At 63.0% G+C, this 19,460-nt stretch carries 19 protein-coding genes and 1 tRNA gene; 11 read left to right on the forward strand and 9 right to left on the reverse strand.

All coding sequences use genetic code 11. The features are described from left to right. Positions 1-2: 2 nt before the first annotated feature. The 3 genes from pheA to kdsB all read left to right on the forward strand — a co-directional run bounded on the left by pheA (position 3) and on the right by kdsB (position 3,414). On the forward strand, positions 3-1,091 hold the full coding sequence (pheA, locus tag AC0GUR_RS08675; protein ID WP_472877058.1) for a prephenate dehydratase: 1,089 nt from the start codon (positions 3-5) through the stop codon (positions 1,089-1,091). 43 nt (positions 1,092-1,134) lie between these two features. Next, positions 1,135-2,439: a 3-phosphoshikimate 1-carboxyvinyltransferase gene (gene aroA / locus AC0GUR_RS08680; protein WP_472877059.1), complete on the forward strand. Its 1,305-nt coding sequence runs from the start codon at positions 1,135-1,137 to the stop codon at positions 2,437-2,439. A 195-nt stretch (positions 2,440-2,634) separates the two neighbouring features. Continuing rightward, positions 2,635-3,414 carry a 3-deoxy-manno-octulosonate cytidylyltransferase gene (gene kdsB, locus AC0GUR_RS08685; protein ID WP_472877060.1) on the forward strand — a complete coding sequence of 260 codons (780 nt, stop codon included), beginning with the start codon at positions 2,635-2,637 and terminating at the stop codon, positions 3,412-3,414. On the opposite strand, the gene AC0GUR_RS08690 is transcribed toward kdsB, so the two are convergent. Continuing rightward, a complete protein-coding gene (locus AC0GUR_RS08690) occupies positions 3,411-3,560 on the reverse strand; it encodes an LPXTG cell wall anchor domain-containing protein (protein ID WP_472877381.1) in 150 nt (49 codons plus the stop codon). The genes kdsB and AC0GUR_RS08690 overlap by 4 nt on opposite strands. A gap of 134 nt (positions 3,561-3,694) precedes the next feature. Between AC0GUR_RS08690 and AC0GUR_RS08695 the strand changes: the two genes are divergently transcribed. The 4 genes from AC0GUR_RS08695 (at position 3,695) to AC0GUR_RS08710 (ending at position 6,823) form a co-directional block, all read left to right on the forward strand. Next, positions 3,695-4,171 carry a low molecular weight protein-tyrosine-phosphatase gene (locus AC0GUR_RS08695; protein ID WP_472877061.1) on the forward strand — a complete coding sequence of 159 codons (477 nt, stop codon included), beginning with the start codon at positions 3,695-3,697 and terminating at the stop codon, positions 4,169-4,171. 17 nt (positions 4,172-4,188) lie between these two features. Continuing rightward, on the forward strand, positions 4,189-6,015 hold the full coding sequence (gene uvrC / locus AC0GUR_RS08700; RefSeq protein ID WP_472877062.1) for an excinuclease ABC subunit UvrC: 1,827 nt from the start codon (positions 4,189-4,191) through the stop codon (positions 6,013-6,015). Positions 6,016-6,064: 49 nt separating this feature from the next. Continuing rightward, complete coding sequence (gene pgsA, locus AC0GUR_RS08705; protein ID WP_472877063.1) at positions 6,065-6,673, forward strand: CDP-diacylglycerol--glycerol-3-phosphate 3-phosphatidyltransferase; 609 nt, start codon at positions 6,065-6,067, stop codon at positions 6,671-6,673. A gap of 74 nt (positions 6,674-6,747) precedes the next feature. Further along, positions 6,748-6,823: transfer RNA gene (locus AC0GUR_RS08710), tRNA-Gly, on the forward strand. A gap of 126 nt (positions 6,824-6,949) precedes the next feature. Here the strand turns inward: AC0GUR_RS08710 and cycA are convergent. From cycA to AC0GUR_RS08735, 5 genes are all read right to left on the reverse strand, one after another. Further along, positions 6,950-8,362, reverse strand: coding sequence for a D-serine/D-alanine/glycine transporter (cycA, locus tag AC0GUR_RS08715; protein WP_472877064.1), 1,413 nt, complete (start codon positions 8,360-8,362; stop codon positions 6,950-6,952). A gap of 79 nt (positions 8,363-8,441) precedes the next feature. Continuing rightward, on the reverse strand, positions 8,442-9,167 hold the full coding sequence (locus AC0GUR_RS08720; RefSeq protein WP_472877065.1) for a 2OG-Fe(II) oxygenase: 726 nt from the start codon (positions 9,165-9,167) through the stop codon (positions 8,442-8,444). Between the two features lie 85 nt (positions 9,168-9,252). Further along, entirely contained in the window at positions 9,253-10,251 is a 999-nt protein-coding gene (locus tag AC0GUR_RS08725; RefSeq protein ID WP_472877066.1) for an AraC family transcriptional regulator, read from the reverse strand. A 21-nt stretch (positions 10,252-10,272) separates the two neighbouring features. Continuing rightward, positions 10,273-11,157, reverse strand: a complete 885-nt coding sequence (locus AC0GUR_RS08730; protein ID WP_472877067.1) for an oxidoreductase — start codon at positions 11,155-11,157, stop codon at positions 10,273-10,275. 96 nt (positions 11,158-11,253) lie between these two features. Continuing rightward, positions 11,254-11,793 carry a DUF2058 domain-containing protein gene (locus AC0GUR_RS08735; protein ID WP_472877068.1) on the reverse strand — a complete coding sequence of 180 codons (540 nt, stop codon included), beginning with the start codon at positions 11,791-11,793 and terminating at the stop codon, positions 11,254-11,256. Positions 11,794-11,876: 83 nt separating this feature from the next. Between AC0GUR_RS08735 and AC0GUR_RS08740 the strand changes: the two genes are divergently transcribed. Further along, complete coding sequence (locus tag AC0GUR_RS08740; protein ID WP_472877069.1) at positions 11,877-12,260, forward strand: YidH family protein; 384 nt, start codon at positions 11,877-11,879, stop codon at positions 12,258-12,260. A 91-nt stretch (positions 12,261-12,351) separates the two neighbouring features. Here the strand turns inward: AC0GUR_RS08740 and AC0GUR_RS08745 are convergent, their stop codons facing one another. The 3 genes from AC0GUR_RS08745 to AC0GUR_RS08755 form a co-directional block, all read right to left on the reverse strand. Further along, positions 12,352-13,560: an acetyl-CoA C-acyltransferase gene (locus AC0GUR_RS08745; protein WP_472877070.1), complete on the reverse strand. Its 1,209-nt coding sequence runs from the start codon at positions 13,558-13,560 to the stop codon at positions 12,352-12,354. Between the two features lie 147 nt (positions 13,561-13,707). Beyond that, the gene (locus AC0GUR_RS08750; RefSeq protein ID WP_472877071.1) at positions 13,708-16,092 is read right to left on the reverse strand and encodes a 3-hydroxyacyl-CoA dehydrogenase/enoyl-CoA hydratase family protein; all 2,385 of its coding nucleotides are present in this window, start codon (positions 16,090-16,092) and stop codon (positions 13,708-13,710) included. 79 nt (positions 16,093-16,171) lie between these two features. Further along, a complete protein-coding gene (locus AC0GUR_RS08755; RefSeq protein WP_472877072.1) occupies positions 16,172-16,795 on the reverse strand; it encodes a TetR/AcrR family transcriptional regulator in 624 nt (207 codons plus the stop codon). A 234-nt stretch (positions 16,796-17,029) separates the two neighbouring features. Between AC0GUR_RS08755 and ndk the strand changes: the two genes are divergently transcribed. Genes ndk through pilW form a run of 3 tightly spaced genes read left to right on the forward strand, consistent with a single transcriptional unit; the run spans position 17,030 to position 19,390 of the window. Further along, entirely contained in the window at positions 17,030-17,455 is a 426-nt protein-coding gene (gene ndk / locus AC0GUR_RS08760) for a nucleoside-diphosphate kinase (protein ID WP_472877073.1), read from the forward strand. A gap of 11 nt (positions 17,456-17,466) precedes the next feature. Next, positions 17,467-18,603, forward strand: coding sequence for a dual-specificity RNA methyltransferase RlmN (gene rlmN, locus AC0GUR_RS08765; RefSeq protein ID WP_472877074.1), 1,137 nt, complete (start codon positions 17,467-17,469; stop codon positions 18,601-18,603). After that, positions 18,593-19,390: a type IV pilus biogenesis/stability protein PilW gene (gene pilW, locus AC0GUR_RS08770; protein ID WP_472877075.1), complete on the forward strand. Its 798-nt coding sequence runs from the start codon at positions 18,593-18,595 to the stop codon at positions 19,388-19,390. The genes rlmN and pilW overlap by 11 nt, the downstream gene beginning before the upstream one ends. The last annotated feature ends 70 nt before the right edge of the window (positions 19,391-19,460 follow it).

A 19,460-nucleotide genomic window follows, 5' to 3' on the forward strand; every position in this document is an offset into this window, starting at 1 on the left:
ACATGACCGACAAGAAATCCTCGTTATCCGACGTGCGCGAGCGCATCGACAGCATCGATCAGCAGATTCAGCAGCTGATCTCCGAACGCGCCGGCTGGGCGCAGGAAGTGGCGCGCGTCAAGGGTGAGGGGCTCTCGGCCATCGACTATTACCGCCCGGAGCGCGAGGCGCACGTACTGCGCATGGTGGTGGATCGCAATGACGGCCCGCTGACCGATACCGAGATGGTGCGGCTGTTTCGCGAGATTATGTCGTCCTGCCTTGCCCAGGAAGATCCGCTCAAGGTGGGTTTCCTTGGTCCCGAGGGCACCTTCAGCGAACAGGCGGTGCGCAAGCATTTCGGCCACGCTGCCTACGGTTTGCCGTTGGGCAGCATCGAGGAAGTGTTCCAGGAGGTCGCCGCAGGTCATGCCGATTTCGGCGTGGTGCCGGTGGAGAATTCCGGGCAGGGCATGATCCAGGTGACGCTGGATATGTTTCTCACCTCCGAAGCCACCATTTGCGGTGAAGTGGAACTGCGCGTTCACCAATGCCTGCATTCGTTGCACGGCAAGCTGGAAGAGATCAAGCGCGTCTATGGACATGCGCAGTCGCTGCAGCAGTGCAAGACGTGGTTGCGCATCAATCTGCCGGGCGTCGAATGCATCGCCGTCAGCAGCAATGCGGAAGCCGCGCGCCTTGCACGGCATGCCGATGATGCCGGTGCGATCGCGGGTGAAACGGCGGGTCGTGTGTATGGCCTCAAGACAGTGGCGCAGGCCATCGAGGATCGCGCCGACAACACCACGCGCTTTCTGGTGATCGGTCGCTCGCTGTTTCCACCGTCAGGAAACGATCGCACGTCGCTGCTGATCACCGTGAACGACAAGCCGGGTGCGCTGTATCACGTGCTTAAGCCATTTGCCGATCACGGCGTCAGCCTCAATCGCATCGAGTCGCGCCCGGCGCATTCGGGCAAGTGGCAGTACGCATTCTTCATCGACGTGTCCGGCCATATCAATGACGGGCCGATGCAGGCCGCGATGTCGGAAATGGGTGAGGCCGCCGCCAAGGTGCGTGTGCTTGGGTCCTACCCGGTGGCGTTGCCCTGATACCTGCCTGACCGCACGAAGCGGCGGTCACTGGAGATTGCTTGTGAGTCGACTTGACTGGACCAGTCACAACAGCCGTGCCTTGCATGGCAGCGTGCGTGTGCCGGGCGATAAATCCGTATCGCACCGAGCGCTGATGCTGGGTGCACTGGCGGATGGCACTTCGCATATTCGTGGCTTCCTGGAAGGAGAGGACACACGCGCAACCGCTGCGGTGCTGCAACAGCTGGGCGTGCGCATAGGAACGCCGGCCGATGGCGAGCGCGTGGTGCATGGCGCGGGCCTGCACGGCCTACGAGCCACGACGGAGCGACTGGATTGCGGCAATGCCGGTACGGGCATGCGCCTGCTTGCCGGCTTGCTCGCCGGACAGGCGTTCGATAGCACGCTGGTCGGCGACGAATCGCTCTCGAAGCGACCCATGCGCCGCGTGACCGATCCGCTGGCGAGAATGGGGGCGCGTATCGATACGCAGGAAGGCTTGCCACCGCTGCATGTGCGTGGCGGCCAGCCTTTGCATGGCATTTCATACACACTGCCGGTGGCCAGTGCGCAGGTGAAGTCGGCCCTGCTGCTGGCTGGCCTCTACGCGCAGGATGAGACTGAGGTGATCGAGCCGCATCCCACGCGCGACTACACCGAGCGCATGCTGGCTGCGTTTGGCTGGCCGATCGAATTCTCGCCGGGTCGCGCACGCCTTAGTGGTGGACATCATCTGCGTGCTACTAACGTGGACGTGCCGGCGGATTTCTCCTCTGCAGCCTTTTTCCTGGTTGCGGCCAGCATCGTCCCGGGTTCAGAGCTGCGTTTGCCTGCCGTCGGCCTGAATCCGCGTCGCACCGGGCTGCTGCAGGCCTTGCGCCTGATGGGCGCGGATATCCGCATCGACAACGAACGCGAGAGCGGCGGCGAACCGGTGGGTGATCTGCTGGTGCGCCACGCGCCGCTGCATGGCATCGAGCTGCCGGAAGCGCTGGTGCCGGACATGATCGACGAGTTCCCGGTGTTGTTCGTGGCCGCCGCGGCTGCCAAGGGGCGTACCGTGGTGCGCGGTGCCGCCGAGCTGCGCGTGAAGGAGTCCGATCGTATTGCCACCATGGCCACCGGCCTGCGCGCACTGGGTGTGACCATCGAGGAGGCGCCGGATGGCGCGATCATTGAAGGTGGCGCGATCGGTGGCGGGACCATCGAGAGCCATGGCGATCACCGCATTGCCATGAGTTTTGCGGTGGCGGGGTTGGTCGCTACGGGGGCAGTGCGGCTGAACGATTGCGCCAATGTGGCGACGTCGTTTCCCGGCTTTATCGACCTGGCCAACGGCTGCGGCTTCCAGTTGGTCCCCTTGTAGGAGCGCACTGGTGCGCGACCGCAGAGGTAGGGCGACGGTTGCGTACGATTTCCACGTTCCGTTGGAGGGACTGTTGGACGCCAGTCCTTGCATGGTCCATGCGACAGAGGTTTCCCTGCCTGCGCGGTCGCGCACCAGTGCGCTCCTACAAGGGTCGGTTTGCGGTTAGGCTTTGCGTCTCACTTCGAGGTTGCCATGCCCGTCGATACACCGCCCTTCATCGTCGCCATTCCCGCCCGCTACGGCTCCACTCGCCTGCCGGCCAAGCCGCTGCGTTTGCTTGGCGGTGTGCCGATGGTGGTGCGCGTGGCGCAACGCGCGCTGCAGGCGGGGGCGGCGCAGGTGGTGGTGGCGGTGGATGATCAGCGCATTGCCGATGCTTTGGCCGGGCAGGGTGTGGAGGTGTGCATGACGCGCAGCGACCATGCCTCCGGTAGTGATCGTCTGGCTGAGTGTGCGCTTCACTATGGCTGGGCTGACGACGCGATCGTGGTGAATCTGCAGGGTGACGAGCCATTCGCACCAGCAGCCGGTATTCGCGAAGTGGCGCGTGCCCTGGCGGAAGACGACGCACCCATGGCGACGCTGGCCACGCCGATCATCGAGGCGCACGAATTGTTCGATCCCAATGTGGTGAAGCTGGTGCGTACCGCCACCGGTCGTGCCCTGTATTTCAGCAGGGCGCCATTGCCGTGGGCGCGCGATGCATTCGCCATGCATCGCAACGTGCTGCCGGAAGACGTGCCGTTTCTGCGCCACATTGGCATCTACGCCTATCGCGCCGGATTCCTTAAGCGCTATACGCAACTCTCGCGTACCCCGCTGGAGCAGGCAGAGTCGCTGGAGCAGTTGCGCGTGATCGAGCACGGCCACCCGATCGCGGTGAGGCTCACCCCTGAGCCATTCCCGCCCGGCATCGATACCGAAGCGGATGTGGAGCGCGCCGAACGCTGGTTGGCGCAAGCCAGAGGCTAGTGCCGCCTCCGCACCACGACGATGAAAAGGCCTGCCAACAACAGGCCCACAACCAACCCGATGCCGGCGCCCGATAGGGCGCCCTGGTCGCCACCCAAGTAGCGGCCCATCACGAAGCCAAGCACGAACAGAACGGGTAGTGGCAAGCAGCCCATCGCGGATCCTCCGCGCCTATCGTGGCAGCGCGTCGTCGAATCGAGCAAGACTGCCAGCTTGTGTGTGGCCGCGTTCGCCCATAAGTCTTGGCGACGGCGCATGCCGCGAGAACGACCACGACCAGATGACGCCGAAAACTCCACCAACATCCATCCTCTTCGTTTGCTTGGGTAACATTTGCCGATCCCCGCTGGTAGAGGCGGTGGCACGCCAGCGCTGTGCCGAAGCCGGACTGGATGTACAGCTTGCATCCTGCGGCACGGGCAACTGGCATGTAGGCAAGGGCGCCGACCCGCGCATGCTCAAGGCTGCGTCGGTGGCTGGCTATGACCTTTCGCAGCACCGTGCACGCCAGGTGCGCGCCGGAGACTTTCTCGCCTATGACTGGGTGCTGGCGATGGACGCCGACAATCTCGATGCGCTGCTGCCGCTGCGTGGCTCGCAAGGAGCGCAGGTCGAATTGTTCCTGCCCTGGGCCGGCCTGAGCGAGCCGTCAGAGTTCCCAGACCCTTATTTTGGCGACGCGGAAGGCTTCAGCGAAGCGGTGGCACTGGCCGAGCGGGCGGTGGATGGACTCATCGCACGACTGCGGACACGTTGAGCGGCTAGAATCGAACGATGCTGCCCACTCCGCCGCAGGCCTTCGACGGCAAGGCTTTCGTCAAGACTCTCACCACGTCGCCCGGCGTCTATCGTTATTTCGACGAGGACGGCGATCTGTTGTACGTCGGCAAGGCCGCCAACCTCAAGAAGCGCGTCAGCAACTACTTTCTGAAGCCCAAGATGGAGCCGCGCATTGCGGCGATGGTGGCGCAGATTGCGCGCGTCGAGATCACGGTGACGCGCACCGCGGGCGAGGCGCTGCTGCTCGAGTCGCAGCTGATCAAGTCGCTGAAGCCGCGCTACAACATCCTGCTGCGCGACGACAAAAGTTATCCCTACATCTACCTGTCCGGTGGCGAGGATTACCCGCGACTGGCCTTCCATCGTGGCGCGAAGAACTTGCCGGGGCGTTACTTCGGCCCCTATCCGAGCGCGTTCGCCGTGCGCGAAAGCCTCAACCTGATGCAGAAGCTGTTCAAGGTGCGTCAGTGTGAGGACAGCTATTTCAAGAACCGTTCGCGTCCGTGCCTGCAGCACCAGATTGGTCGCTGCACCGCGCCGTGCGTCAAGCTGATCACCGTGGACGACTACCGCAACGACGTGCGTCACGCGGAGATGTTCCTCGAAGGCCGCAGCAGCGCGGTGATCGACGAGCTGGCTGGCGAGATGGATAAGGCCAGCAAGGCGCTGGAGTTCGAGCGTGCCGCCTCGATGCGCGACCAGGTGGCAGCGCTTCGCAAGCTGCAGGCGGAGCATCACGTGCAAGGCGCCAGCGCGGATATGGACGTGATCGCTTGCCGCATCGAAGCCGGCATGGCCTGCGTCAGCGTGCTGTTTTTCCGTAACGGCATCAGCCTCGGTACGCGCGACTTCTTCCCGCGCTTGCCGCTGGATGCGGAACCGTCCGACGTGCTGGAGCAGTTCATTGCGCAGTACTACCTGGATCGCCCGGTGCCGCGCGAGCTGATTCTTGGCGAGGCGTTGCCCGATCAGCAGATTCTCGCCGAGATGCTGACGCAGCAATCCGGTCACGCGGTCGAGCTGAAGTCCAGCGTGCGCGGTGAGCGCGCGCGCTTCCTGCAAATGGCCGAGCGCAACGCGCAGGCCTCACTCACCGCACGTCTGGCCAGTCGACAGACGCTGGGTGCACGCTTCGACGATCTGCAGAAACTGCTCGAACTGGACGAGCCGCCGCGTCGCATTGAATGCTTCGACATCAGCCATACACAAGGCGAGCTGACGGTGGCCTCGTGTGTCGTGTTCGGCCCGGAAGGGCCGGAGAAATCGCACTACCGCCGCTTCAATATCACCGGCATCACCCCCGGCGATGACTACGCCGCCATGCATCAGGCCCTGGTGCGACGTTTCCGCAAGGTGGCGGAAGGCGAGGGCGCACGCCCGGACCTGCTGCTGATCGACGGCGGCAGCGGTCAGGTGGCGCAGGCGCTGGACGTACTCAAGGAGCTAGGAGTCACCGGCATCCAGATCGTGGGCGTGGCCAAGGGGCCGGGGCGCCGGGCGGGCGAGGAAACGCTGGTGCTCGCGGACTCCGGTCGCAACCTGCACCCCGGCTCGGCATCTCCCGCGCTTCACCTGGTAGCCGCGGTTCGCGACGAAGCGCACCGTTTCGCCATCAGCGGGCATCGCAAGCGACGCGAGAAAGCGCGCGAGCGCAGTGTGCTTGAGGATGTGCCAGGCGTCGGTGCAAGGCGTCGCTCGGCGCTGCTCAAGGCGTTCGGTGGCCTTGCCGGCGTGGAGGCCGCCGGCGTCGAGGAACTGATGCAAGTGAAAGGCATTGATCGCGGACTGGCAGAACGCATTTATGCTGTGCTCCATGGCTAGGCGCCAAGGTGCCCAAGCCCAAAGAAGAATTCACCCGGATTAAGGATTTATGCGCATCAACCTGCCCACCTGGCTGACCCTGTTCCGCGTGCTGTTGCTGCCGGTCATGGTGGTGGTGTTCTACTGGCAGTTTCCAGGGCACAACATCACGGCGGCCATCGTGTTCATGCTGGCGGCGGTGACGGACTGGCTGGACGGCTACCTGGCCCGGCGCATGAACCTCACCTCGGCCTTCGGCGCGTTTCTGGATCCTGTTGCCGACAAGCTGATGGTGGCAGTAACCCTGTTCCTGCTGGTGGAAACGCATCGTGGCGGTTGGCCCGGCATCCTGATGGCAGTGACGGCAGCCGTCATTGTGGGGCGTGAGATCAGCGTTTCGGCATTACGTGAGTGGATGGCCGAGATCGGCATGCGCTCCACCGTGCGGGTGGCCTTTATCGGCAAGCTCAAGACCGCCATGCAGATGGTGGCCCTGGTGGTGCTGATCGTGCAGCACGAGAAGAGCGCCGAGGCGCTGCGTCTGTATCACATTGGTGAGGGGCTGTTGGTCATCGCCGGCATTCTCACCATTTGGTCGGGCCTGTATTACCTGCGCGCCGCATGGCCCAGCCTCAAAGGTGAGGCTACTGCCGGCACACTGCCGCGCGACGACGGGTAAAAACGCCTTTCTGAACACATTTGTGACGAGTGCTTGACGGCCAGCGATTACCCATTACAATGCGCGACTCCGATGCGGGAATAGCTCAGTTGGTAGAGCACGACCTTGCCAAGGTCGGGGTCGCGAGTTCGAGTCTCGTTTCCCGCTCCAAATTCCGTTGATCGAAGCATCGCGATCAACAACAAGAAGCGACCGAAAGGTCGCTTTTTTGTTGCCTCGAATTTACTGGTGTGGCGTCAGCGCCTGACCGGCGAGGTGCCGGTCAGGCAGTTATCGTCAAAGCGTTTGCTTGCGGTGCTCGATCGCCTGCTTGCGGTAGAACGGATAGCAGCATGCCAACGACACGAACCAGATCGGCGCATAAATCAGGCCAGTCAGCGTGTCCTCCTTCTGTGCAAACACCCACAGCACGAAAGCAAAGAAGGCCAGCACCAGCCAGCACATGGCCACGCCGCCGGGCATCTTGAAAATCGACTTGGCATGCCGTTCCGGGTGAAGCTTCCGATAGCGCATGTACGCAATCATGATCAGCGACCACACGAAGATGAAGCAGATGCTGGAGATGGTGGTGACGATGGTGAAGGCTTTCATGATGTCGCCTTCCTGGTAGAGCAGGAACACGCCAATGAAGAGCAGCAGGCACGAATAGGCGAGGCCATTGGCCGGCACGTTGTTGTTGCTGAGTCGCGCAAACGGATGCGGACCGAGCTTGCTCTTGGAGAGGCCGAACAGCATGCGACCCGTCGAGTAGATGCCGCTGTTGGCCGAGGAGGTGGCGGAGGTCAGCACCACGAAGTTGATCAGTGTCGCTGCGATCGGAACGCCAATCAGCATGAACAGATTCACGAACGGGCTCTTGTCCGGCGATACCTGATTCCACGGTGTCACCGTCATGATCACCAGCAAAGCCAGGATGTAGAACACGATCACGCGAACAGGAATAGAGTTGATCGCTTTGGGCAGTGTGCGTTCCGGATCCTTTGTTTCCGCCGACGCTGTACCCACCAGCTCGATGCCGACAAAGGCGAATACCGCGATCTGGAAAGCCGCGAGGAAGCCCGTGCCACCATGCGGGAACCAGCCGCCTTGCGTCCACAGGTTTGACACCGCAGCCTTCGCGCCGCTGGGCGAGGTGAAGCCGATGCCGATGAGCACAGCGCCAATGGCGATCAGCGACACGATGGCGACAATTTTCACCAAGGCGAACCAGAACTCCATCTCGCCGAACAGCTTGACGGTGAGCAGGTTCAGCCCGAGTAGCAGCGAAATGCATAGCGTGCCGGGCAGCCACAGTGGCACGCCCGGCACCCAGAACTGGATGTAACCGGTGATGGCCACCACATCGGCGATGCCGGTTACCACCCAGCAGAACCAATAGGTCCAACCGGTGAAGAAGCCGGCGCATGGGCCCAGCAGGTCGTAATTGAAATCGACAAAGGATTTGTAGTGCAGGTTGGAGAGCAGCAGCTCCCCCATCGCCCGCATCATGAAGAACAGCACGCTGCCGATGATGGCGTAGGCAAAGATCACCGAAGGGCCGGCGAGGCTGATGGTCTTGCCGGAGCCCATGAACAGGCCGGTACCAATGGCACCGCCAATGGCAATCAGCTGCAGGTGACGGTTATGCAGGTTTCGCTGCAGGTGATGGTCGGACGTGGCGGGCTCTATGGCGACTTCGCGGTTTTTCATCGGCGGCACGATCCCTTCGGCGGCGGGGCGAAAGCAGCCATCCTAAAGGAATACCGGCAGGGTGTGCCGGCCCGAGTGCTCACTGCGCGTCGTGGAAAATGATCCCCACCGTGTGGCGATGCCCCGAGCGTACTTGGCTGACGCCGTGGCGCAGGTTCACCCGATACGTGCCCCGGGTGCCCTGCACGGGCCGGTGATGCACGGCGAAGATAACGGCATCCCCCTGGTGCAGCGGCACCACGGCTGGCCGCGATTGCATGCGCGGGCGCTGTTCGGTGAGGACGAATTCGCCGCCGGTGAAATCCCGTTCGGGCTCGGACAGCAGGATGGCCATCTGCAATGGAAATACATGTTCACCATAGAGATCCTGGTGCAGGCAGTTGTAGTCGCCAGCACCGTATTGCAGTAGCAGCGGCGTAGGGCGGCACTGTCCGGCGGCGTGGCAGCGCGCCAAGAAGTCCTCCAATGCCTCGGGGAAGCGTGTTTCGATGCCGAGCTGCGCGTGCCAGGCGTTGGCGATGGGCGCCAGTCTCGGATACATGTGCGATCGCAGCTGAGCGATCAGATCGGGCAGGGGATAGGCGAAGTACTTGTATTCACCACGGCCAAAGCCATGGCGCGCCATCATCACGCGGCTGCGGAAGATGTCGTTCCGTGGATAGAGCGACGCAAGCTCGGCGCAATCGTCCGAGCCCAGCAAGGCAGGCAGCATGGCGTGGCCCGTTGAGTTCAGCTGTGCGGCAACATCCACCCAGTCGATGCATTGCAGTCGCAAATCCAGTTCTGTGAATGTCTCTGCCAGCATGGGGTTCACCCGTCGTGTGTTGCTGTGCAGCTTAGGCAAAAGCGAGCCGAAAGCTCTCCGTTTCTTGCGCTGGTGACGGCGCCTTTCAGCTCACTGCCACCTGCCGTCGACGGGTGGGCGTGGCGCCCTCCCATTGGCGGAAGGCGCGATTGAACGAATTGAGTTCATCGAAACCTAGCAGGAACGCAATTTCACCCACGTCGAGATCGGTGGCGTCGAGCAGGCGGCGTGCGAGGTGATGGCGCACCTGATCCAGCACTTGCTGATAGCTGGTACCGGCGTCGCTCAGGCGACGTTGCAGGGTGCGGGGACTCAAATGCAATGCATCCGCCACCTGGGCCATGTGCAGATGGCTGCCGCGCATGCCGCGCGATAGCACGTTCCATACCTTGTCGCGCAAGGGCGTGGCTGCGCTTTGCTCGCGCAGCGAACCTTCAAGCAACGGCAGCACCTTGGCGAGATGTGCATCGTCCTGGGTAATGAAAGGCAGATCCAGATCGGACCGCTGATACACGATACGATCCTGCGGTGCGTTGAAACGCAACTCGCAGTGAAAATGCGCTGGCAGCAGCTCGCCCTCGGCAGCGCGGCGTGTCAGTTCCAAACGGCGCAGGTGCAGTTTGCGACCGGTGCCGCGTTCGGCGAGGGCAAGGTTGGAGGCGAACATGGCGTCCACCAGCAGCCGTGGCGTGTGGCCTTCGGCGAGCATCCAACGCATCGACACGGCGGCTTCATCGCGTGTGAGTTCGACCGTCACGTCCTCAGGGCAAGTGAGGCGTTTGTAGCGGGCCAGCTTGTCCAGTGCATCGCCGAGGGTGCTCGCATGCAAGGCGGCAGCAGTCACCATGTCGTAGACCTCGGTGCGCGTACCGTCGCCTAGCCGCAGGCCCAGCGAAGGGTCTGCGCTGATGGTCTCGACCGCGTGCCAGAACGCGAAGAACTGCGCCGTGGTCACCATTGGTCGCGCTGTCGCCATCAGGTCTTGCGACAGGCCCGCGCGTGTAAGCACGGCGGGCACATCCAGGCCGACCGCGGTCATCCGCGCAAAAGCGCCACGGCTGAGCGGAATCTGGTCGGCTCTCATCGTCATCTCACCTCGATGTCTTCAGAGGACCGAGCGCACCATTCGTTCGCGGTCCGCGGCGGCCTGCGGCGAAAGATCGTAGTCGGTCGAAAGGCTGAGCGTACGCCACTTGGCATCTTCCGCGGCCATCTTGACCGCCTGTTGCTCGGCCAGATAGACCGCATCGGAGCCCAGCAGCAGGCGCAATGGCGGCTGTGGTTCGCGAGCAATCGTGAGGATCGCCTGAGCAGCCTTCACCGGGTCGCCAGTTTCGTTGCCCACGTAACCTTGCCGGGCATGGAGCATAGGAGCGAGCACCTCGGCATATTCCGAATCCGCTGCGGGCTCGTGCACGGTCATGGAAGGGCCACCCCAGTCGGTACGGAACCCGCCCGGCTCAACCAGGGTGACCTTGACGCCGAACGCGGCTACTTCCTTGGCCAGTACTTCGGAGAAACCTTCCACGGCCCATTTCGCCGATTGGTAAGCGGCAAGACCCGGCACGCCGATACGTCCACCGATAGACGAGAACTGGATGATGTGGCCCGAGCGCTGGCGGCGCAGCACAGGCAGGGCGGCGCGGGTGACGTTCACGGTGCCGTAGAAGTTGGTTTCCATCTGCGCGCGAAAATCGGCGTCGCCCCCTTCCTCGATGGTGGCCAGATTGCCGTAGCCGGCGTTGTTGACCACCACGTCGAGACGCCCGAAGGCTTCTACGGCTGCCTGCACGGCAGCCTGTGCGGCCGATGCATCAGTCACGTCCAAGGCGACCGTACGCACTTGGTTGCCGTAGCGTTTGGTGAGCGAAGCTAGCTGTGAGGGTTGGCGTGCGGTGGCGACGAGCCGGTGGCCCGCCTCAAGCACAGCTTCCGCCAATGCTTTGCCGAAACCGCGAGAGCTGCCGGTGATAAGCCAGACCTGGGACATGGGTAACCTCCTGCTGGGGTCGTGTGGGTAGACAGACCTTAGGAGGCAGGCGGGCGTGCCCGGTAATCCGATCGCGCCAAATTGTGTGGAGCTGGGCTACCAAGTCAGGTCGTCGGGGACCTTGAACTGGCTATAGAACTCATCGTCCTCGCTGCCCGGCGTAGCTTCCTTGGACTGGCCGTGATCCAGCACGATGGCGGCAGCGTCTCGCTCCCGAACTTTTTCTGCGGCGGCGCGCGGCAGCAGCTCATAGCCTTCACCCGCGCGGACGATGACCAGCCCCCCCTTGGCAAGCTGCGCGCGCAGCGCTTCATTCACCAGCACGCTTTTCATCGCGGCGCCGTCGGTGAAGCGATAGCTGATCTCGCCTTCGCGCTTGACCTTGTTGGCATCGACGATCTGGCGCACTTGCGCGACGATCTCGCGAGCATGGGCCTGCGCGTTGCGCTCGGCTGCCAGCGCGCGATCACGCTCGGCGCGCTCGGCCTGCAGGCGATGCGTATCTATTTTCTCGGCCGGCGCCGAGACCGTGCTCTTACCCTGGCGCTGCTTGGCCTGTTCGCGCGCGGCCTGGTCAACCTTGCCCTTCTTGGCGAGGCCGGCCTTGAGAAGTTGTTCCTGTAGCGGATTGCGCATACGCGAGATGTGCCTGGGATCAGCGGGGTCGAGTATTGTAACCCCACGTGGCGTCGTCGCTTCCCACCCGAGAAGGGGCTACCGTGATACCTCATTTCACCGACCATGCGGCCAATGAGCGGACCTACCTGGCCTGGGTGCGCACCGCCATATCCGTCATGGCCTTCGGCTTCCTGCTGGAACGCTTCGATATCTTTTTGCTCTATGCGGCGAGGGCGACATCGCAGGTCCCCGCAACGCTGCACACCAAGGCCTCGCAGTGGCTTGGCCTGACCTTGTTGCTGGTTGGCGCACTGATGATCGTCGGCGCTACGCTGCGCTTCTATCGCAACCGTCGCGCCATTGAGGCTGCGGAGGCGTCGGTCTACGGCGACAGCTGGGCAGCGCGTGGCATGGCTCTGTTGCTGGTGCTGATGGCGATATTCCTGACCATGTATGTGGCGAGGCAGATTGCGGCACTGAGTTGATTGGGAATGACAGTGAGGGTTCCTTGCGACACGAAGTAAAACGGCGCCGTATCGCTACGGCGCCGTTCTCATTTCCAGCAGGTATTGTTGATCAGAGCGCTTCGAACACGCCTGCTGCGCCCATGCCGGTGCCGATGCACATGGTCACCATGCCGTACTTCTGCTTGCGACGGCGCATGCCGTGAATCAGCGTGGCGGCGCGGATGGCGCCGGTGGCGCCCAGCGGGTGGCCGAGCGCAATGGCGCCGCCCAGCGGGTTGACCTTGGCCGGGTCGAGGCCGAGGTCGCCGATCACGGCCAGCGCCTGCGCAGCGAAGGCTTCGTTGAGCTCGATCCAGTCCAGCTGGTCCTTGGTGAGGCCGACCTGCTTGAGCGCCTTCGGGATCGCTTCCTTCGGACCAATGCCCATCACTTCCGGCTTCACGCCCGCCACCGAGTAACCGACGAAGCGGGCGATCGGGGTGAGGTTGAATTCCTTGATGGCCTTTTCGCTGGCCAGCAGCAGTGCGCCGGCACCGTCAGACATCTGCGAAGAGTTGCCGGCAGTTACCGAGCCGCCGAACTTGTCGTTGCGGAACACCGTGCGCAGCTTGGACAGCACGTCCAGCGTGGTGCCGGCGCGCGGGCCTTCATCGGTGTCGATCAGGCGACTGTCGGTCTTGATGCCGCGTGTCGCGAGATCGGGGTAATGGTCGTCGAGCTGGAACGGGGTGATTTCTTCCTTGAATTCACCAGCGGCAATGGCAGCCAGCGCGCGGCGATGGCTTTCCACCGCGAACGCATCCTGCTGCTCACGCGTGACCTTCCACTGCTCGGCCACCTTCTCAGCGGTGATGCCCATGCCGTAGGCGATGGCGACATCTTCCTTGTTGGCGAAGATGGCGGGGTTCATCGCCACCTTGTGGCCCATCATCGGCACCATGCTCATGCTCTCGGTGCCGGCAGCGATCATCAGGTCGGCCACGCCGAGCTGGATGCGATCGGCGGCCATGGCGATAGCCTGCACGCCCGACGAGCAGAAGCGGTTGATGGTGACGCCCGGCACGGTGTACGGCAGGCCGGCCAGCAGCGCACCGATGCGGGCGACGTTCATGCCTTGCTCGGCTTCCGGCATGGCGCAGCCGACGATGACGTCTTCGATGCGATGCGGATCGATGCCCGGTGCCTGCGCCATCACGGCGCGGATCACGTGGGCGAGCATGTCGTCCGGACGGGTGTTGCGGAACACGCCGCGCGGCGCCTTACCGACCGGCGTGCGGGTGGCGGCGACGATGTAGGCGTCTTGCACTTGCTTGGTCATGGTTTTGCTCCGTGGCGTCGCGCGACATTCGCAGCGACGCTATTGGTGTATTTGATCGTCATCAGTACTGCGTGATGACGAGCCAAAACGGTCTTTGCCCTTTGCTCGTCATTCCCGCCTATGCGGGGATGACGAGCCTTGAGGTACTTAGTTACGCAGCGGCTTGCCCGTAGTCATGGTGTGCGCGATGCGGGCCTGGGTCTTCTCCGTCTTGGCCAGCTCCACGAAGTGCTTGCGCTCCAGCGCGAGCAGCCATTCCTCGTCCACCTGCGAACCGCGCTCGATCTTGCCGCCGCACAACGTGTCCGCGATGCGCGTGGCGATGGCCACGTCATGCGGCGAAGCGAAGTAGCCTTCCGCGAGGTTGGCGAGCGATGCCTGGAACGTCGCGGTGCCTACGTCGCCGGCGACCGGGATGTTGCGATTCATCATCGGCGGACGCCAGCCACTTTCGGCCAGCGACAGCGCGACCTTCTTGGCGACGTAGAGCAGTTCGTAAGCGTTGAACACGACGATGTCGCTGTCGCGCAGCAGGCCCAGCTGCTTGGCTTCCATGGCGCTGCCAGAGACCTTGGCCATGGCAACCGTTTCGAACACCTTCTTCAGCGACTCGAACGGATCTTCCGGGTTGGCCTTCGCTGCGCGAATCGCCAGTTCATGGAGGCCACCACCAGCCGGCAGCAGGCCGACGCCGGCTTCAACCAGACCGATGTAGCTTTCGAGCGCAGCCACGGTGCGGGCCGAATGCATCTGGAACTCGCAGCCACCGCCGAGGGCGAGGCCACGCACCGCCGACACCACCGGCACCAGCGAATGCTTGATGCGCATGCTGGTGGCCTGGAAGTTGGCGACCATCTTGTCGAAGTCGTCGAACTTGCCGGCCTGCAGCAGACCCAGTGCGCCCTTGAGGTCGGCACCGGCCGAGAACGGCTCGCCGGTCTGCCAGATCACCACGGCCTTGAGCTGCTGTTCGGCGACATCGATCGCCTGCTGCACGCCATTGAGCACGTGGTCGTTGACCGTGTTCATCTTGGTCTTGAACGAGATGATGCCCACACCGTCGTCGCCCAGCGTCCACAGGCGAACGCCTTCGTTCTCCCACACGGTGGTGCCCTGGTCGAACTTCTCGCCCAGAATGGGATCGGGGAACAGCTGACGCTGGTACACCGGATGCTGCGAGCGCGGCTTGTCGGTGTTGGCGCTGGCCGAGTACGAACCGTCCTTGCCGTGCACACCGGTGCGGCCGTCGGTAACCCATGCGGGCAGCGGCGCATTGCTCATGGCCTTGCCCGCGGCGATGTCTTCGGCGATCCAGCCGGCCACCTGCTGCCACCCGGCAGCCTGCCAGGTTTCAAACGGACCAAGCTTCCAGCCGTAGCCCCAGCGGATGGCGAAATCGACGTCACGCGCGGTGTCGGCGATGTCGGCCAGGTGATAGGCGGTGTAGTGGAACAGGTCGCGGAAGGTCGCCCACAGGAACTGCGCCTGCGGATCGCTGGACGCACGCAGCTTGCCGAACTTCTCGGCCGGGTCCTTGATGGCGAGGATGGCGGACACTTCATCCGACGCTTTCTGCTCGGACGGGCGGTAGTCCTGCTTGGCCACGTCGATCACGACGATGTCCTTGCCCGCCTTGCGGTAGAAGCCAGCGCCGGTCTTCTGGCCCAGTGCGCCCTTTTCGATCAGTGCAGAGAGCCACACCGGTGCCTTGAAGTACTGGTGCCACGGGTCGTCGGCCAGCGTATCGGCCATGGTCTTGATCACGTGCGCCATGGTGTCCAGGCCCACCACGTCGGCGGTGCGATAGGTGGCGCTCTTCGGGCGACCCACGGCCGGGCCGGTGAGCGCGTCCACCACGTCGAAGCCCAGGCCGAACTGCTGCGTGTGATGCATGGTGGCCAGCATCGAGAACACACCAATGCGGTTGCCGATGAAGTTCGGCGTGTCCTTCGCGTACACCACGCCCTTGCCGAGCGCGGTGGTCAGGAATGCTTCAAGGCCAACCAGCACATTCTTGTCCGTGAGCTTGGTCGGGATCAGCTCGACCAGATGCATGTAGCGCGGCGGGTTGAAGAAGTGCACGCCGCTGAAGCGGTGGCGCATTTCTTCCGGTAGCGCTTCGGCCAGGCCATTGATTGACAGGCCCGAGGTGTTGGAAGCGATGACGGCGGTCGGCGACAGGTGCGAAGCGATCTTCTTGTAGAGATCCAGCTTCCAGTCCATCCGTTCGGCGATCGCCTCGATCACCAGGTCGACGTCCTTCAGGTGTTCCAGGTCTTCGTCGTAGTTGGCCGGGATGATGGTGGCGGCGACATTCTTGTCGGCCAACGGGGCAGGGGACAGCTTCTGCAGGTTGGCAATGGCCTTCAGCGCGATGCCGCTCTTGGGACCTTCCTTGGCGGCCAGGTCGAACAGCACGGTTTCGACGCCGGCATTGCTCAGGTGCGCGGCGATCTGCGCGCCCATGACGCCGGCACCAAGTACCGCGGCTTTGCGGATACGTAGCGCTTTGGGGGTGGATGGAGCGGTCATTGGCTTCTCCGTAGTGCGAAACGCTTGTGTGGGTAAGACGGGCGGCCGTCGCCGGCCGAAGAGATTCGGTGAGGCGGAATCAGGGGGACTTGAGACCCGCCGCGGCAAAGCGGATCAGATGCTCCGCGGTCTGCTCGCGGTGACGGTGCTCGGGGACGTCGCTCTTGCGCTGGATCATGCCGAAGCCCGACATGGCGTGCGTCAGGGCGCCAGTCACCAGGTCGACGCGCCAGTACAGCTCCTCCTTGCTGAGGTGGGGCAGCAGGCGAGCGAACTCGGCGGTGAACTGGCGCATCACGTGGCCGTAGTTATCCGACAGGAACTTGCGAAGGGTGTCGTCGTGCTCGGCGAAGGCGCGGGCCAGCACTCGCATGAACAGTGAACCGTTGCCATCGTGGGAAAGCTCCAGTGCAGGCACGATGAAGGCGCCCAGCACGTCCTCGATGGTGGTGCCGGGCTCACTGGCGATCTCCTGCAGCGCTGCCAGACGGCGGCCGTTCAACTGATCCAGGCGTCGCCGGAACACCTCTTCGATCAGGCGATCCTTGGAGCCGAAGTGGTAGTTCACGGCCGCCAGGTTGACGCCGGCAGCCGCGGTCAGCTGGCGCAGGGAGGCGCCTTCGAAGCCGTGGCGGGCGAACAGCTCTTCGGCGGCACCGAGTATGCGTTCCTTGGTCGGCATGGACGAACTGGTAACGGTCATGGTCCACGGCCTCGGGTGAAATCAAACGATCGTTTGAGCATACGCGGGTCGATTTATGCCCGTCAAACGGTCGTTTCAAGGGGCGTCGGAATCCCGGCGCGTGGCTTGCGTATCGGGTAGAATCTGTCAAACTTTCGTGAGCTAAATCCGCATATCTAGGCCGGATTTGGCGTAAGTTTGCCGGCAACGACCGGCCCGCCCATTCAGATACCAGTTTTCCCGGAGCAGACCCTCATGGCGCTGGAGCGCACCCTTTCCATCATCAAGCCCGACGCAGTTGCCAAGAACGTGATCGGCGAAATCTACGCACGCTTCGAAAAGGCCGGCCTCAAGGTCGTTGCCTCCAAGATGAAGTACCTGTCGCGCAAAGAAGCTGAAGGCTTCTACGCCGTGCACAAGGAGCGTCCGTTCTTCAATGCACTCGTCGAGTTCATGATCTCCGGCCCGGTGATGATCCAGGTGCTGCAGGGTGACAATGCCGTCCTCGCGCATCGCGACCTGATGGGCGCCACCAATCCGAAGGACGCTGCGCCGGGCACGATCCGCGCCGACTTCGCCGACTCCATCGATGCCAATGCAGTGCATGGTTCCGACGCAGCTGAAACCGCTACCGTCGAGATCGCGTACTTCTTCGCCTCGACGGAAGTCTTTCCGCGCTGAGGTATGACGTTGTGAACCAGGTTGTATCCACTACCACCAACGAAAAGGTCAACCTGCTCGATTTCGATCGACAGGGCCTTCGTGATTTCTTCGCGCAACTCGGCGAGAAGCCGTATCGCGCCGAACAGGTGATGAAGTGGATCTACCACCGCCTGGAAGACAACTTCGAAAACATGACCGATGTCGGCAAGGCGCTTCGAGCCAAGCTCGAAGCGTCCTGCTATGTCGGCCCGCCGAAAACCCTGTTCGAAAAGGGTGCTGCCGACGGCACACACAAGTGGCTGCTCGGCATGGATGGCGGCAACGCCATCGAAGCGGTGTACATCCCCGAGCCGACTCGCGGCACGCTATGCGTGTCCTCGCAGGTCGGCTGCGGTCTCAATTGCCAGTTCTGCTCCACCGCGACGCAGGGCTTCAACCGCAACCTGTCGACGGCTGAAATCATCGGCCAGATGTGGGTGGCGGCCAAATACCTCGGCAATGTCACGCACCAGAACCGCCGCATCACCAACGTTGTGATGATGGGCATGGGCGAGCCGCTGCTGAACTTCGACAACGTCACCAAGGCGATGAGCCTGATGCGCGATGACCTGGGCTTTGGCCTGGCATCCAAGCGCGTCACGCTGTCCACCGCCGGTCTGGTGCCGATGATCGACAAGCTTTCGGAAACCATCGACGTGTCGCTGGCCGTGTCGCTGCACGCGGCCAACGATGAGCTGCGCACCGAGCTGGTGCCACTCAACAAGCGTTACCCGATCGCCGAGCTGATGGCGGCCTGCCAGCGCTGGCTGGACCGCAAGGCGCGTACGTCGATCACCTTTGAGTACACCCTGATGAAGGGTGTCAACGACCAGCCCGAGCATGCCCGTCAGTTGATCAAGCTGATGCGCCGCATGCCCACGTGCAAGGTCAACCTGATTCCGTTCAATCCATTTCCTGGCACGCGTTTCGAGCGTTCGGACGCCGAAACCATCCGCGCCTTCCAGACCCAGTTGCTCAATGCCAACGTGCTGACCATGCTTCGCCGCACCCGCGGTGACGACATCGATGCGGCATGTGGTCAGCTCAAAGGGCAGGTATTGGACCGCACCCGTCGCCAGGCCGAATTTCGCAAGCGTCTGGACGAAGGGGCGAGTCATGCGGCTTGATCGAATCTTGCTGAGCGCTGGCCTGGCCATGCTCATGGCAGGCTGTGTCACCACGACGACCACCGAGGCGGGCGGTCTGTCGACCAAGATTCCGAAGGCCACCAAGGCCGATAAAAAGCTGGAGGGTGCACGCATCCACACCGAGCTGGCCCAGCAGTACCTGGTCAACGGCGACCTGGAGGACGCACTGGTCAAGGTCAACAAGGCGCTGGAGTTCGATCCGAACTACGTGCCAGCGCATACCGTCGCAGCGGTGATCTACGACCGTATCAACGACCTGCCCAACGCAGAGCTGCATTATCGCAAGGCGCAGGCGCTGAGCCCGGACAAGGGCGACACCAACAATAACCTCGGCTGGTTCCTGTGCGATCGCGACGGCAAGCCGGCCGAGGCCATGACGTATTTCCAGAAGGCCGTGGCCGACCCGTTCTACCAGACACCGGCGCTGGCCTGGACCAATGCTGGCACCTGTCTGGTGCGCTCGAAGGATTTTGCGGGGGCCGAAGTGGACTTCCGCAAGGCGCTCGACATCGATCGCCAGAACGGCGAGGCGTTGTATCAGCTCGCCAATGTGCTTTATCTTCAGAGCGATGCGTTCCGTGCTCGTGCCTTCATCCAGCGTTTCGATACGTTGGGTCAGCCGACTGCGGCATCGCTCAAGCTTGGTCACGACATTGAATCCCGGCTGGGCAACAAGGATGCTGCTCTCACCTACAGCAGGCGACTGCAAAGCCAGTTCCCCGATTCGGAGCAGGCGCACGCCCTCGACGCAACTGCACGCCAATGACATCCCAGCAGTCACATTCGGTCGATAGCAGCAAACGAGCCCTCCACCTTACTGAAGCATCCGACGTCAC

This window comes from Dyella sp. PARNA 12/25, assembly GCF_055702865.1.

Coding starts and splice junctions, on each gene's coding strand:
- pheA (WP_472877058.1), top strand. CDS start 3: ATGACCGACAAGAAATCCTCGTTATCCGACGTGCGCGAGCGCATCGAC.
- kdsB (WP_472877060.1), top strand. CDS start 2,635: ATGCCCGTCGATACACCGCCCTTCATCGTCGCCATTCCCGCCCGCTAC.
- AC0GUR_RS08695 (WP_472877061.1), top strand. CDS start 3,695: ATGACGCCGAAAACTCCACCAACATCCATCCTCTTCGTTTGCTTGGGT.
- uvrC (WP_472877062.1), top strand. CDS start 4,189: ATGCTGCCCACTCCGCCGCAGGCCTTCGACGGCAAGGCTTTCGTCAAG.
- pgsA (WP_472877063.1), top strand. CDS start 6,065: ATGCGCATCAACCTGCCCACCTGGCTGACCCTGTTCCGCGTGCTGTTG.
- cycA (WP_472877064.1), bottom strand. CDS start 8,362: ATGAAAAACCGCGAAGTCGCCATAGAGCCCGCCACGTCCGACCATCAC.
- AC0GUR_RS08720 (WP_472877065.1), bottom strand. CDS start 9,167: ATGCTGGCAGAGACATTCACAGAACTGGATTTGCGACTGCAATGCATC.
- AC0GUR_RS08725 (WP_472877066.1), bottom strand. CDS start 10,251: ATGAGAGCCGACCAGATTCCGCTCAGCCGTGGCGCTTTTGCGCGGATG.
- AC0GUR_RS08730 (WP_472877067.1), bottom strand. CDS start 11,157: ATGTCCCAGGTCTGGCTTATCACCGGCAGCTCTCGCGGTTTCGGCAAA.
- AC0GUR_RS08735 (WP_472877068.1), bottom strand. CDS start 11,793: ATGCGCAATCCGCTACAGGAACAACTTCTCAAGGCCGGCCTCGCCAAG.
- AC0GUR_RS08745 (WP_472877070.1), bottom strand. CDS start 13,560: ATGACCAAGCAAGTGCAAGACGCCTACATCGTCGCCGCCACCCGCACG.
- AC0GUR_RS08750 (WP_472877071.1), bottom strand. CDS start 16,092: ATGACCGCTCCATCCACCCCCAAAGCGCTACGTATCCGCAAAGCCGCG.
- AC0GUR_RS08755 (WP_472877072.1), bottom strand. CDS start 16,795: ATGACCGTTACCAGTTCGTCCATGCCGACCAAGGAACGCATACTCGGT.
- ndk (WP_472877073.1), top strand. CDS start 17,030: ATGGCGCTGGAGCGCACCCTTTCCATCATCAAGCCCGACGCAGTTGCC.
- pilW (WP_472877075.1), top strand. CDS start 18,593: ATGCGGCTTGATCGAATCTTGCTGAGCGCTGGCCTGGCCATGCTCATG.